The following is a 13,710-nucleotide window of genomic DNA, read 5'->3' on the forward strand; positions in this document are numbered from 1 at the left end:
AACCTCATGGCCCTTCATTCTTCAGGACACCTTATCAGAGGCGGAACTCTTCGCCCAGATAAACACGTTTCACCTGCTCGTCCTGGAGGATTTCAGCCGGGGACCCGTGCGCGATGAGTTTACCCTGACTGACTATATAAGCACGCTCGCACACGTCCAGCGTCTCGCGCACATTATGATCGGTAATCAACACCCCGAGCCCGCTGTCGCGCAAATGTTCGATGATTTTTTTGATATCGATAACGGAAATCGGATCCACACCGGCAAAAGGTTCATCAAGCAAAATGAATTTAGGGTTGGCGGCCAGGGCGCGGGCGATTTCCACCCGGCGCCGCTCGCCGCCGGAAAGAGATTGTCCCATATGATCGCGCAGATGGGCGATATGGAACTCCTCCATCAGGGCATTGGCCCGGTCCTCGCGCTGGGCGCCGCTCAGGTCCTTCCTGATTTGCAGCACCGCCATCAGATTATCATAGACGCTGAGGCGGCGGAAAATGGAGGCCTCCTGCGGCAGATAGCCGATACCCCGGCGCGCGCGGGTATGCAGCGGCAGGATACTGATGTCGTCGTCGTCAATAACGATGCGGCCGGCGTCGCGCTGAATGATGCCCACAACCATATAAAACGTGGTGGTTTTGCCCGCACCGTTGGGTCCCAGCAATCCGACAATTTCGCCTGAACTGACCTTGAGGCTGACGTTTTCCACCACATGGCGGCCTTTGTAAGCTTTAGCCAGGTTTTCCGCGATTAATGTTGCCATAGGAGCTGTTAACCTTGTTAATTAGCGGCGGGTTTAACCGCCGGAGCGGCCTTCTTGGCCGGTGCGGCTTTAGCAGCCGGTGCGCCCGGCGCGGCCGGGGTTTTATCCTGCAACTGGGACGGCACCAGCACGGTTGTCACCCGTTTGCCTTTGTCGCTGAAGGCCTCCATCTGCTGCTGTTTCACCAGATAGGTAATACGATCGCCTTTGACGTTGCTGTCCAGCTGTTCGATGTAAGCGTCACCGGTAAGAATGACATAGTCGTTGGCCAATTCGTAGCGCACCTTCTGCGCATGGCCCTTCACCGGTTTACCGCTGTCCTGCATCTGGTAGAAGGTAACCGGATTTCCGTAGCCTTCCACCACTTCCTTGCCCTGCACGCCGTTGGGACGGGTAATGACGACCTTATCCGCCCTGATATCGATGGAGCCTTGTTTTACCACCACCGTGCCGGTCAGCGTCACGGTATTGGTGAGCATATCAACCGCCTGCTGCGCGGAGTCAACATTGATCGGCTGGTCGGTATCGCCGGTCAGCGCCATGGCCTTGGCGCTGAGCAGTAACAGCGCGCCGGCGGCGATGATGTTATGGATTTTGCTGCTGGTTCTGAATTTCATAAGAGGTCTTGACCTTTTCAATCAACTGGGCAGTCTTGCTTCGCAGATTTCCGCGCATCTTTGTGCCTACAGAGTTAAAGCCGACGCCATATAAGGTGACTACGTCATCAGAAGACACATCCTGCGTCACCAGATTCACTACCGCGTTATCGGTTCTGATGTGCTGCAGCTGTGATGTGTCGGTCAGGCTGTCTACCTGAACATGGCCATATAAATAAAGCATTTTATCACCGGTCAGCTTGGCCTGATCGGCTTTGACTGTCCAGGTCGCGACCTTGTTTTCATCGTACATCGTCGCCACCGGTCGGGTAAACCATGTGATTTGTTCCACGGCATATTGTTTTACATGATCGGATATCAGCCGGTAGTTCAGGCTCCCCAAGGGGTTATAGACCGTAGTGACGGTATGCTCGCTCTGATAGGTCGGCTCGCCGGTATCCGTCACCGCCGGGGCCGTCGCGTTGTCGTTATCCGCCAGGTTCCAGCCGATGAGCACCAATACCACGATAACCAGCAGCAGGGTAACCCAATATTTTGTCTTACTCATACCGACTGCCCTTTGGCATCCTCAAGCTTCCCCTGCGCCAGCAACAACAGATCACAGACTTCCCGCACCGCGCCGCGGCCGCCGCGGATATGCGTCACGTAATCGGCCTTGGGCGATAACAGCGGATGGGCATCCGCTACGGCAATAGCCAGGCCAACCCGCGCCATCACCGGCCAATCAATCAGGTCATCGCCGACGTAAGCCACCTGCTCCTCTGTTAAAGAGAGTTTATCCAACAGGGCTACAAAGGCCAAAAGCTTATCCGATTGCCCCTGATAAAGATGGACGATGCCCAGGGTTTTACAACGATCCTCCACCAATTTGGCGGAGCGGCCGGTAATAATAGCGACCTCGATGCCGGATGTCAGCAAGCTTCGGATACCGTAGCCGTCGCGCACGTTGAATGCTTTCAGTTCTTCGCCCTGGTTGCCTTGGTAGATCAGGCCGTCGGACAATACGCCGTCGACGTCGCAAATCAGCAGCCGGATATCCCGGGCGCGCCGTAAAACGGATTCTTCAACCGGTCCGTAGCATGTATCAATACGGGGGGTATCATGCATGGCGCAGTTCCTTCCTTGTTAAATGACGCCGGCGCGTAGCATATCATGCATATGCACCACGCCCAGCAGACGGTTTTGTTCCGCCACCAGCACCGAAGTGATATGCCGCGATTGCATAAGATTAAGCGCTTCCACCGCCAGGATGTTAGGGGTGACGCGGATACCGCCCGCCGTCATCAGGTCGGCGATGCGTGCCTTATTGAGATCCACGCCCATATCGAATACCCGCCGCAGATCGCCGTCGGTAAAAATACCTTCGATATTACCTTTCTCATCACATATAACGGTCATACCGAGATTTTTACGTGTCATTTCCAACAGAGCGTCCCGCAGCGACGCGTCGCGGGGGGTAATGGGGATTTCATCGCCATTGTGCATGATATCGGCCACCCGCAGCAGCAATTTGCGGCCCAGCGAGCCGCCGGGATGGGAGAGGGCGAAATCTTCTGAGGTGAAGCCGCGGGCCTGAAGCAGCGCCACCGCCAGGGCGTCCCCCATGACCAGCGCGGCGGTGGTGCTGGCGGTGGGCGCCAGGCCGAGAGGGCAGGCTTCCAGGGGAACATGGACGCAAATATGGATATCCGCGGCTTTGGCCATGGCGCTTTCCGGCTTGCCAGTCATGCAGATCAGCGGAATGCTTAAGCGTTTCAACACTGGGATCAGCGCCAGGATCTCATTGGCTTCGCCGGAGTTCGACAGGGCAATAACGATATCCTGGGCTGCAACCATGCCCAAATCGCCGTGGCTGGCTTCGCCGGGGTGGACAAAAAACGCCGGCGTGCCGGTGCTGGCGAAAGTGGCCGCCATCTTGCGACCGATGTGGCCGGATTTGCCCATGCCCATCACCACGACCTTGCCGCTGCAAAAAAATATTTTTTCACAGGCGCGGCGGAAATCGTCGTTGATATATTGATCCAGCTGCGCTAGACCGGCCCGCTCTACGGCGAGAACCTGCTTACCGGCTGCCGGAAAGTCAAAGTCCGGCGCTAATGATAAATGTGACATAAATTCATCCTGATGGCCCGGCGGTGTATCCGGGCTAAATAAACAGCACCGTAAGATAGGCGGCGAAGGCACCTAACAGCAGACCGCCCATCATTGAATTGATCCTGTGGTGTTTGCGTAAACAGAACGCCGCCAATACTATGCTGGCCGCCAGCATGACCCAATAATCCCGCCGGACCGCCAGCGGGTCCAGCGGCCCGGGGGAGAGCAGGGCGGGGACGCACAGCACCAGGAGGCTATTGACGATATTGGAGCCAATGAGATTTCCCAGGGCAATATCGTTTTCTCCTTTCAGCGCGCCGGCAATCACCGTTGCAAGCTCCGGCAGGCTGGTGCCGACGGCCACGACCGTCAGGCCGATGACCAGCTCTCCCACCCCCAGCTGCCGCGCCAGTACGCCGGCGTTATCAATAACCATATGCGCCGAGACGGGCATGATGATAAACGCCAGCGCCAGCCACAGCGCCGCTACGGTGTTGCCGCCGCCCCGCGGCAGCTCCGCCATCTGCTGGCGGGTCAGGCTGTCGTCCGGCGAACGCAGTGCCGGCCGGGACATGTTCACTACGGCGGCAATATAACCGATGCCCGCCAGTAACAGTATCATACAATCCCGGCGGCTCAGGATGTTATCCGCCAGCAACATACCGAACAATGCCGTGGCAAACAGCAGCAACGGCAGCTCCCGCCGCAGGATATCCGAGTGGAACGCTATCGGCCTGAAAAGGGCCGCGCCCCCGGCGATAAGCAGGATATTGGTGATATTGGAGCCGATGATATTTCCTATCGCCAGGTCGTTTTCATGATTCAGGGCGGCGGTAACCGAAATCATCAATTCCGGCAGGGAGGTACCCAACGACACCACGGTGCAGCCGATAAGCCATGGCGCGATCCCCAGCGAACGACTCAGGACGGCAGCACTGTAAACCAATCTATCCGCGCCATAAACGAGTAGAATAAGGCCGATAATAAGTAATGACGTGGTCAAAAACATGTAAAATCCTTGATTTGACTATAATCCTGGCCTGCCGGCGGCCGCTTCCTCCCCGCGGCGGGATAAATAAGTGCATCTCATCTATGGCGTTGTCTGATTTTGACCGCCAGGAGACAAAAAGTAAAATCCGGCCGCCGATCCTATCTTAACGCCGATAGGTAAGTTTATGTAAAAGTTCGATGATTTGGCGCTATTCATTTAATATCGTAGGTTAGAGCTCTTAGTGAGAACGTATAGGCAGTGAAATAATATGAATCAAAAGGCACCTCTGGTGGACATCCGCGGATTGAGTTTCCGCCGCGGCAATCGCCCGATATTCGATAACATCACCTTGCATGTCCCTAGAGGGAAAATCACTGCCATCATGGGGCCATCGGGCATCGGCAAAACCACCCTGCTGCGTCTGATAGGCGGTCAATTGGCCCCCGACAGTGGCGAAATCTGGTTCGATGGTGATAATATCCCGGCCTTGTCGCGGCGGCGGCTGTATGACGTGCGCAAGAAAATCAGCATGTTATTCCAGTCCGGCGCGCTGTTCACGGATATCAACGTGTTCGAGAACGTGGCGTTTCCCCTGCGGCAACATACCCGGTTGCCGGAGCCGGTACTGCGCACCACGGTGATGATGAAGCTTGAGGCGGTGGGGCTGCGCGGCGCCGCTTCCCTGATGCCGTCGGAGCTCTCCGGCGGCATGGCCAGGCGGGCGGCGCTGGCGCGGGCCATCGCTCTCGATCCGGAACTTATCATGTTCGACGAGCCTTTTGTCGGGCAGGATCCCATTACCATGGGGGTCCTGGTGAAGCTCATTGATGAATTGAACCACGCGCTGGGGGTCACCTGCATCGTGGTTTCCCATGACGTGCCGGAGGTGCTGAGTATCGCTGACTATGCTTATATCGTGGCTGAACAGCACGTCGTGGCGGAAGGGACGCCGGAGCAGCTGCGCACTAACGATGATGCCAGGGTGCGCCAATTTTTGGACGGCATTGCCGACGGGCCGGTTCCCTTCAATTATCCCGCCGCGGATTATAAAACCCAGCTTTTAGGTTCAGGGAGTTGACCGGGCCATGCTAACGCAAGCATTAGCGTCCATCGGACGCCGGGGCATTGATGTCTGCCTTGCCTTCGGGCGGGCCGGCCTGCTGCTGTTTAACGCGCTGGTGGGTAAACCCGACTTTCGCCAACAGTGGCCGCTGCTTATCAAGCAGTTGTATAGCGTCGGGGTGCAGTCCCTGATGATTATTATCGTTTCCGGGCTGTTTATCGGCATGGTGCTGGGGTTGCAGGGTTATATCATCCTGACCACCTACAGCGCCGAGTCCAGCCTGGGCATGTTGGTGGCGTTATCGCTGCTGCGCGAACTGGGGCCGGTGGTCACCGCGCTGCTGTTCGCCGGCCGTGCCGGCTCGGCGCTCACCGCCGAGATTGGCTTAATGAAGGCCACCGAACAGTTATCCAGCCTTGAAATGATGGCGGTGGATCCCCTGCGTCGCATTGTGGCTCCGCGGTTTTGGGCCGGGGTCATCAGCATGCCGCTGCTGACGGCGATTTTTGTCGCGGTGGGTATCTGGGGCGGCGGGGTGGTAGGCGTGGATTGGAAAGGTATCGATAGCGGCTATTTCTGGTCCGCTATGCAGGGCGCGGTGGACTGGCGTCAGGATTTGGTGAATTGCCTGATCAAAGGCGTGGTTTTCGCCATCACCGTGACCTGGATTGCGTTGTTCAACGGTTATGATGCGATTCCCACCTCCGAGGGCATCAGCCGGGCAACCACCAGAACCGTGGTTCATGCGTCCCTGGCGGTGTTGGGACTGGATTTCGTGCTGACAGCACTGATGTTTGGGAAGTGAGTTAATGCAAACGAAAAAAAGCGAAATATGGGTCGGCGTGTTTATGATTATCGCTTTATGCGCCATCGTCTTTCTCTGCCTGCAGGTGGCGAATATCCGCTCCTTTGGGAATACCGCCACTTATCGTATTTCCGCCTCGTTCGATAATATCGGCGGACTGAAGGTTCGCTCGCCGGTGAAGGTGGGCGGCGTGGTGATCGGCCGGGTGGCGGACATTACCCTCGATCCTAAAACCTATGCCCCCAAGGTGGCGATGGATATCGAATCCACTTACAACCACATCCCGGATACCAGTTCACTGGCGATCCGGACCTCGGGCCTGCTGGGAGAGCAATACCTGGCGCTCAACATCGGCTTTGAAGATCCCGATATGGGCACCTCCATCCTCAAGGACGGCGGCACCATTCAGGACACCAAGTCGGCACTGGTGCTGGAAGACTTGATCGGCCAGTTCCTGTACAAGAGCGGCGGCGACAACAAGTCGGCGCCGGACGGCGGCAAAAATCCTGCGGATGGAACGAACAGCGCGCCGGCCGCCGGCGGTGCCTCCGCTCCCGCGGCATCCGGCAACGGCGCCCAGCCCGCCGCGACGAATCACTGAGAGGAAATGACCTATGTTTAAGCGTTTGATAATGATAGCCCTGCTGGTGGTGATAGCGCCTTTGGCACAGGCGGTGGACCAGACCAACCCCTATGCCTTGATGAATGAAGCGGCGGGAAAAACCTTTACGCGCCTGAAAAACGAGCAGAGCCAGATCCGGCAGAACCCCGATTATCTGCGCACCATCGTGCGGGACGAACTGCTGCCCTATGTCCAGATAAAATACGCCGGCGCCCTGGTGCTGGGCTCCTATTACCGCGATGCGACCCCGGCCCAGCGCGATGCCTATTTCAAGGCATTCCAAAGCTATCTGGAGCAGGCTTACGGACAGGCCCTGGCCATGTACCGCAACCAAACCTTCCAGGTTGAGCCGGAAAAACCGCTGGGTGACGCCACTATTATCGCCATACGGGTGACCATTGTGGATCAGGGCGGCCGGCCGCCGGTCCGGCTTGATTTTCAATGGCGCAAGAACAGCCAGACGGGCAACTGGCAGGCCTACGATATGATAGCCGAAGGCGTGAGCATGATTACCACGAAGCAAAACGAGTGGGCTTCCACCCTGCGCCAGAAAGGCATCGACGGCCTGACACAGCAGCTACAGGCAGCCGCCGGCCAGCCCATTACGCTGGATAAGCAAAACAATGGCTGAGTCCCTGAGCTGGCAAGCCGACGGCGACACCCTGCTGTTGCGGGGCGAGCTGGATCGCGACACGCTGCTCTCCTTCTGGACGCAGCGGGATAGTCTCTTGCCGGGTATCCGCTTTCTGGATGTTTCAATGCTGGATCGCGTGGATTCCGCCGGCGTGGCCATGATGCTGCATTTATGCGCGTCGCAGGCTAAACAAGGCGGAGCGTTGGCATTAACCGGCGTCACGGAAAAACTGCGCACGCTGATTACCCTCTACAAGCTGCAAGATATTCTTCCTTCCGTAGATGATAAGCTGGCTTGAGCTTATTGACAAAGTGTTCGGTCGGGACAGGCCGCCCGGTCGTAAACACGCCGTGAACCCATCCCTGGGGGCTCGATCCGCGCCGTCCCTGGCGCGGACGGTTTACTCTTCTGGCAGCCTGTCCCACCTTATTGACTCCGAGTACGTTTGTCAGCAGCCACAGCCGGCGTAAGCCGGCTTCATACCCCTGATAATAACCCTCTGTCCTCCAAGATGTTTTTGTTCGGCCGTGCTTAAAGGCCAAAGGATTATCGTTATGCCTGTTTCCGATGGCGACGTATTCATCTAAGATAGCGGCTTGTTTCCCGACCCATGACAGTGATTTGACCATTATGGAAAACCACGAAATCAAAGAAGTTCTGATGAGCGCCCTGGCACTGCAAGAGGCTCATGTATCGGGCGACGGCAGCCATTTTCAGGTCATCGTCGTGAGTGAGCAATTTGCCGGTATGAGCCGGATCAAAAAGCAACAGGCGGTGTATGCCCCGTTGGCGGAATATATTTCGGATAATCGTATACATGCGCTTTCCATCAAGGCCTATACGCCTGATGAATGGCAGCGCGATCGCAAACTGAACGGCTTTTAGGCCGTCGGCGGCGTCCGGCGGCATTGCACCCGTTAATAAGAGAGCAGTTGTAATGGATAAATTTCGTGTCCAGGGTCCGACCCGGTTAAGCGGAGAAGTGACCATATCCGGCGCCAAAAATGCTGCGCTGCCGATATTGTTTGCCGCCTTGTTGGCGGAAAAGCCGGTTGAAATACAAAACGTCCCCAAATTGAAAGATATCGATACCACCATGAAGCTGCTGAGCCAGCTTGGGGCGAAGGTGGAACGTAACGGTTCGGTGCATGTGGATGCCAGCGGCGTCAATGTCTTCTGCGCCCCTTATGATCTGGTGAAAACCATGCGCGCGTCCATTTGGGCGCTGGGACCGCTGGTGGCCCGCTTCGGCCAGGGCCAGGTTTCCCTGCCCGGCGGTTGCGCCATCGGCGCCCGGCCGGTGGATTTGCATATTTCCGGCCTTGAGCAGTTAGGCGCCACCATCAAGCTTGAGGAAGGGTATGTGAAGGCGTCCGTCGATGGTCGCCTGCGGGGCGCGCACATCGTGATGGATAAGGTCAGCGTGGGCGCCACGGTGACCATTATGAGCGCCGCCACCCTGGCGGACGGCACTACCATAATCGAAAATGCCGCACGGGAACCGGAGATTGTCGATACCGCCAATTTCCTGATTACCCTCGGGGCCAACATCAGCGGCGCCGGCACCGATAAAATCACCATTGAAGGAGTGGCCCGCCTGGGTGGCGGTGTATATCGCGTACTGCCGGACCGCATCGAAACCGGAACCTTCCTGGTGGCGGCGGCCATTTCCGGCGGTAATGTTACCTGTCGCGCTACCCGTCCGGACACGCTGGACGCTGTATTGGCCAAATTGCGTGAAGCCGGCGCGGATATCGACATCGGCGAAGACTGGATAAGTCTTGATATGCATGGCAAACGCCCGAAGGCCATTACGGTGCGTACTGCTCCGCATCCCGGCTTTCCTACGGATATGCAGGCACAGTTCAGCTTGTTGAATCTTGTGGCGGAGGGAACCGGCGTTATCACTGAAACCATCTTTGAAAACCGGTTTATGCATGTGCCCGAATTGATTCGCATGGGTGCCCGAGCGGAAATCGAAAGCAACACCGTGATTTGCCATGGGGTGGAAACGCTGTCCGGGGCACAGGTTATGGCAACCGATTTACGCGCATCCGCCAGCCTGGTGTTGGCCGGCTGCATCGCCGAGGGCGTTACGGTGGTGGATCGTATTTATCATATCGATCGCGGTTATGATTGCATCGAAGCTAAACTGCGCAAGCTTGGCGCAAACATCGAGCGCATCAGCGGTGAATAGGCGGTAATTCTGAAACGGGCCGCCGGCGGCGGCCCTTCCACAGGTTATCCACAAGTCAATCACAGGGTTATACCGCGACACCGTTTTGCTGGGTTCCCGAAACCGGGCGATCATTGCCGTACTGAGATAAAACAAACTGCTTTATCACTTTGTTCAATACCGGAGTGGACGTAATGCCGTAACGTGCCGCTATGACCCGGTAGTTCCCACCGGAACGGATATCCGCCATGGCCCGATCTAAATAGCATTCTTCTAATGCAACACGTGCGATTGGAGAGATGATACCGAATCGCTCGGCGAGCGTTTGGCAATTTTCACCGGCAAGCACCCCGTTGCCGGCGACGGCATTAACGCAATCTGACTGCAGCACATCAAGGCTGGCCATGAGTTGGATGCCGTATTTCCTGGCAATGTCACGCCAATGGCCGCCGGCCTGGATGTCCTTCTGTATATCCCCGCCTTTGATCAGTTTATTTTCAAGCGTTGCCACCGCCTTTGGCTGAGTAATCCGATATTTTTCCCGAATTTTACCGGCATTAAGGCTGCCTTCCATTTTGGAATCGAGAATAAAATCAATAGTGGATAATTCCAGCTGGAGCCGTGCGGCTTCGGTTTTGAGACCCAGCCTTACGGCGATGCTATGGCAATCATTCTCCCACTTGATATCCCGCGTCCCCCTGGTGCTCACTACGTGATTTTCCAAAGCGACGCGCACCTCATCAGTAAAAATGCCATATTTGGCGGCAATCTGATGGCAAGTCAGGCGCAGGTTGCCTTTTCGCGTAATCAGACTCTGTAAAGAGCATTTTTCCAAGGCGACACGGGCATTTGGATGAGATATGCCATGCCTGGTGGCTAACACTTGACAGTTATTACCATGACGGGCGTAAGCCCCGGCCAGGCCTTCTACGGCATGGCTTTCTAATACGCCACGGGCGATATGGCTGGTTATTCCGTAATGTTTGGCCACGATATCGCAGTGCTTACCCAACTGAACTTCCGCTTTGGCAACACCGTTTATGGCATAGCTTTCGAGCAGCGTGCGTCCTTCAGGCGTAGCGATACCGTAGAGTCTGGCCAGTTCATCACAGTTATTACCGATGTGCGCCATTTCCCAAAGTCGGGTACGAATCGAAAAGTTCTCAATTTCGTTTCTCATCGCAGGGGTACATATGCCATATTTCTCGGCCAGCATAAGGCAATTACCGCCGGACCCTGCTTCTATTCCCAGGACGCCTCCTAACGCATAATACTCTAGATATTCTCGCCCGGTGGCGGTAATGATCTCATATCGTTGCGCCAGGATTACGCAGTTCTCGCCTCTTTGCGCCTTGATGCCGATGCAGTGTCTGACCATATAGGTTTCAAGCTGCATGCGTCCTGAAGGGGTAAAAACGCCATATCGCTCGGCAATATCCCCACAGGTGTCCGTTTCATTGATTAGAGGCCGGTATGCCTCGGTAAAAATATACTGCTCAAGCAGCGCAATACTCCCTTCTTCGCCGATACCGAATTTAACGGCGACGTTACGGGCATTTTTTCCCGCCCATCCTCCTTCGCCCGCCAAGGTGTTAACAATCAACCGTTCGAGTTCCTGTAGGGACGACGGGCTGGTAATGGCATACCTCGCTGCAACATCCCTCAAGCTGCTCTCGGCGGTAATTTGGTCAATCAGCAAACGGCAAAAGGCCGTTTTATCCTCGATAGCCCGCAGCTGAGATGCCAGGGAAGGGGTGCTTTCATAGTGAAGCCTCGCCTCGGCGGCATAGAGTGCCATGGCGATAGGCCGATCCTCTGGATTCATCTCGTAAATATGCCCGCCGAGACGTATCAGCGGCAGGACCCGCTGTTTTGCCGTCAATGCCTGTATTTTCGCCAAAGCGGTATCAAAATCCCTGATTGTGATTACCCATGACAAAGTATCGCTAACTGTACGGCCATAGTTGATTTCCTTGGCGAAATAGGCTTTTTGTTTCGTGTTGAATATCGTCGCCAGCGGCACCATATCTTCAGGCCGGATATAGCCGATAATGGTTTTCAATACCAAATCAGGCATTTCCGCCAGCGTCGGCGCCGCTGCCTTTGCAGACTGGGTATAACCAAAGACAGCGTCGCCGGACGCTATCAGTGGCCGCTTAAGAGCGCTATTGCTTAGACGGGTCAGGGTGGACGATACGGACCCGCCGGAATTCATTTCTTTATCAAGGCTGGTTAATGGATTTACAGAGGGGAAATTTCCCGGTAAAGCCGATGTTATGGGCAGCATTCCTCATTATCCTTAATAATATAGGATGAATAATTAGCGTTGCCACCACCGAGTCCTTCAAGACGATGTGGCAGATAATGATGCCAACGGTCTATCGGCCTGCGGTAAATGGCAACCATGATATAAAAAATCCGCTTATTAATTATCATCCACTCGGTTACCGGGAAATAAACCATCAAAGGAAAACTGCCGCTAAATTAACTATGGTTTAGATGGCATTTTATGGGAGTGGTCCGTGAGGAGTAGATTTATGACTGAATCGATCGCGAGTTTCCGCCTTATTTTTGACGCGATGGGATGATAGTGATATAGCCGCTTACAGCCCAGAGGAGTGTATATATTATATCTGCGGGGATTGTTAAACAGACGCCATATGACCTTAATTGCCATATGTCCGGCGCTGTGATCATATCGCAAAATTTATTCAGCCAAACAGGCAAGCCGTTTCCTGTTTGGCCGTCGTTAAATATTGGCAGGGGGACATCACCGCACGGCATCGGTAAAATTCCTATAATCTTTGCTTCATTCAGAGGACGGGTACTCTTGAATTGTCACCTGCAGGGTCATTTTGGCGCCGTTGCGCATTATCACTACAGGGATAACCGACCCCGGCCTGATTTCCGCCACCTGATCCATGGTTTCAATGGCGGACAGCGCCGCTCTGTTATTGACGCTCAATATCACGTCATTGACCTTAATGCCGGCTTGCGCCGCCGGGCCGCCGGGCGTGACTTCATTGACGATAATGCCCTGGATGCGATCCAGGCTGGTGCTGCTGGCATGCAACGGGGCCACTTCTCGCCCGCCGATGCCGATATAACCGCGAATCACCCTGCCGTCCCGGATAAGCTTGTTCATGACTTTGGTGGCAAGGGCAGTGGGGATGGCAAAACCAATGCCTTCCGGAGTCTCGCCGTTATTGCTTTTATCGAATGACAGGGTATTGATGCCCACCAGCTCCCCCAGGGAGTTGATCAGCGCGCCGCCGGAGTTGCCTTGATTGATGGAGGCATCGGTTTGAAGAAAGTTCTGCCGTCCGGACGGACTCAGGCCGATGCGGCCGGTGGCGCTGATAATGCCCTGGGTCACGGTCTGGCCCAGGTTATAGGGATTGCCGATGGCCAGCACCACATCGCCGATATGCGGGGCACGGTCAGGGTTGATGGGAATGACCGGCAGGTTGTTGGCATCAATCTTTAACACCGCCAGATCGGTGAGGCTGTCAGAGCCCACCAGCAACGCTTCATATACCCGGCCGTCTTGCAATGCCACGATGATCTGCTCAGCGTTATTGATGACATGCTTATTGGTGAGCACGTAACCCTTCTGGTTCATGATAACGCCGGAACCGAGGGTACGGATTTGCAGCTCGTTATGGGAATCGCTGTTCACGCTGCGGTTATAGACATTCACCACCGCGGGAGCGCCGCGCCGAACCGCCTGGTTAAAACTGAGGGGCGTTTCGCCATCGCCGCCGAAATGGCCGCTGAGCAGCGCGCCGGTCGTAGAGCGCAACGTAGGCACCGCCAGCAGTAAGATGCCCGCGATGACAAAACCGAAAATGACCGCACGTATAAGCTTAACCAGCATGGTAACCGACTATCGAAAAAGGGATGGGGGAAATAGCGGCAGGATAGCATGAGTTAATCGGGCACCGCAGT

At 55.7% G+C, this 13,710-nt stretch carries 15 protein-coding genes; 7 read left to right on the forward strand and 8 right to left on the reverse strand.

Going from position 1 to position 13,710, the window contains the following annotated elements; genetic code table 11:
- Window positions 1-34 precede the first annotated feature (34 nt).
- From lptB to GTU79_RS03140, 6 genes are read right to left on the reverse strand one after another with little or no spacing between them, the layout of a single operon-like run.
- Complete coding sequence (lptB, locus tag GTU79_RS03115; protein WP_132923572.1) at window positions 35-760, reverse strand: LPS export ABC transporter ATP-binding protein; 726 nt, start codon at window positions 758-760, stop codon at window positions 35-37.
- A 17-nt stretch (window positions 761-777) separates the two neighbouring features.
- A complete protein-coding gene (lptA, locus tag GTU79_RS03120; RefSeq protein ID WP_132923571.1) occupies window positions 778-1,377 on the reverse strand; it encodes a lipopolysaccharide ABC transporter substrate-binding protein LptA in 600 nt (199 codons plus the stop codon).
- Window positions 1,346-1,924 carry an LPS export ABC transporter periplasmic protein LptC gene (lptC, locus tag GTU79_RS03125; protein WP_132923570.1) on the reverse strand — a complete coding sequence of 193 codons (579 nt, stop codon included), beginning with the start codon at window positions 1,922-1,924 and terminating at the stop codon, window positions 1,346-1,348. The genes lptA and lptC overlap by 32 nt, the downstream gene beginning before the upstream one ends.
- Complete coding sequence (gene kdsC, locus GTU79_RS03130) at window positions 1,921-2,484, reverse strand: 3-deoxy-manno-octulosonate-8-phosphatase KdsC (RefSeq protein WP_203522905.1); 564 nt, start codon at window positions 2,482-2,484, stop codon at window positions 1,921-1,923. Before kdsC ends, lptC begins: the two co-directional genes overlap by 4 nt.
- Before the next feature lie 18 nt (window positions 2,485-2,502).
- On the reverse strand, window positions 2,503-3,489 hold the full coding sequence (gene kdsD / locus GTU79_RS03135; protein WP_132923568.1) for an arabinose-5-phosphate isomerase KdsD: 987 nt from the start codon (window positions 3,487-3,489) through the stop codon (window positions 2,503-2,505).
- 34 nt (window positions 3,490-3,523) lie between these two features.
- Window positions 3,524-4,480, reverse strand: coding sequence for a calcium/sodium antiporter (locus GTU79_RS03140; RefSeq protein ID WP_214513692.1), 957 nt, complete (start codon window positions 4,478-4,480; stop codon window positions 3,524-3,526).
- A gap of 250 nt (window positions 4,481-4,730) precedes the next feature.
- On the opposite strand from GTU79_RS03140, the gene mlaF reads away from it, so the two are divergent.
- From mlaF to murA, 7 genes are all read left to right on the forward strand, one after another.
- Complete coding sequence (gene mlaF / locus GTU79_RS03145) at window positions 4,731-5,540, forward strand: phospholipid ABC transporter ATP-binding protein MlaF (RefSeq protein ID WP_203522903.1); 810 nt, start codon at window positions 4,731-4,733, stop codon at window positions 5,538-5,540.
- A gap of 7 nt (window positions 5,541-5,547) precedes the next feature.
- A complete protein-coding gene (gene mlaE / locus GTU79_RS03150) occupies window positions 5,548-6,330 on the forward strand; it encodes a lipid asymmetry maintenance ABC transporter permease subunit MlaE (RefSeq protein WP_203522902.1) in 783 nt (260 codons plus the stop codon).
- 4 nt (window positions 6,331-6,334) lie between these two features.
- Window positions 6,335-6,931 (forward strand): outer membrane lipid asymmetry maintenance protein MlaD, encoded by a 597-nt coding sequence (gene mlaD / locus GTU79_RS03155; RefSeq protein WP_132923564.1) that lies wholly within the window; start codon window positions 6,335-6,337, stop codon window positions 6,929-6,931.
- Window positions 6,932-6,944: 13 nt separating this feature from the next.
- Complete coding sequence (gene mlaC / locus GTU79_RS03160; RefSeq protein ID WP_132923563.1) at window positions 6,945-7,583, forward strand: phospholipid-binding protein MlaC; 639 nt, start codon at window positions 6,945-6,947, stop codon at window positions 7,581-7,583.
- The gene (gene mlaB / locus GTU79_RS03165) at window positions 7,576-7,884 is read left to right on the forward strand and encodes a lipid asymmetry maintenance protein MlaB (protein ID WP_132923562.1); all 309 of its coding nucleotides are present in this window, start codon (window positions 7,576-7,578) and stop codon (window positions 7,882-7,884) included. The genes mlaC and mlaB overlap by 8 nt, the downstream gene beginning before the upstream one ends.
- 332 nt (window positions 7,885-8,216) lie before the next feature.
- Window positions 8,217-8,471: a BolA family iron metabolism protein IbaG gene (gene ibaG / locus GTU79_RS03170; protein ID WP_132927890.1), complete on the forward strand. Its 255-nt coding sequence runs from the start codon at window positions 8,217-8,219 to the stop codon at window positions 8,469-8,471.
- A gap of 52 nt (window positions 8,472-8,523) precedes the next feature.
- The gene (gene murA, locus GTU79_RS03175; protein ID WP_132923561.1) at window positions 8,524-9,783 is read left to right on the forward strand and encodes a UDP-N-acetylglucosamine 1-carboxyvinyltransferase; all 1,260 of its coding nucleotides are present in this window, start codon (window positions 8,524-8,526) and stop codon (window positions 9,781-9,783) included.
- A 67-nt stretch (window positions 9,784-9,850) separates the two neighbouring features.
- On the opposite strand, the gene GTU79_RS03180 is transcribed toward murA, so the two are convergent.
- Window positions 9,851-12,049: a hypothetical protein gene (locus GTU79_RS03180; protein WP_203522901.1), complete on the reverse strand. Its 2,199-nt coding sequence runs from the start codon at window positions 12,047-12,049 to the stop codon at window positions 9,851-9,853.
- Window positions 12,050-12,571: 522 nt separating this feature from the next.
- The gene (degS, locus tag GTU79_RS03185) at window positions 12,572-13,639 is read right to left on the reverse strand and encodes an outer membrane-stress sensor serine endopeptidase DegS (RefSeq protein WP_132923559.1); all 1,068 of its coding nucleotides are present in this window, start codon (window positions 13,637-13,639) and stop codon (window positions 12,572-12,574) included.
- Between the last annotated feature and the right edge of the window lie 71 nt (window positions 13,640-13,710).

Origin of the sequence: Sodalis ligni, assembly GCF_016865525.2 — a bacterium.
Lineage (GTDB): Bacteria > Pseudomonadota > Gammaproteobacteria > Enterobacterales > Enterobacteriaceae > Acerihabitans > Acerihabitans ligni.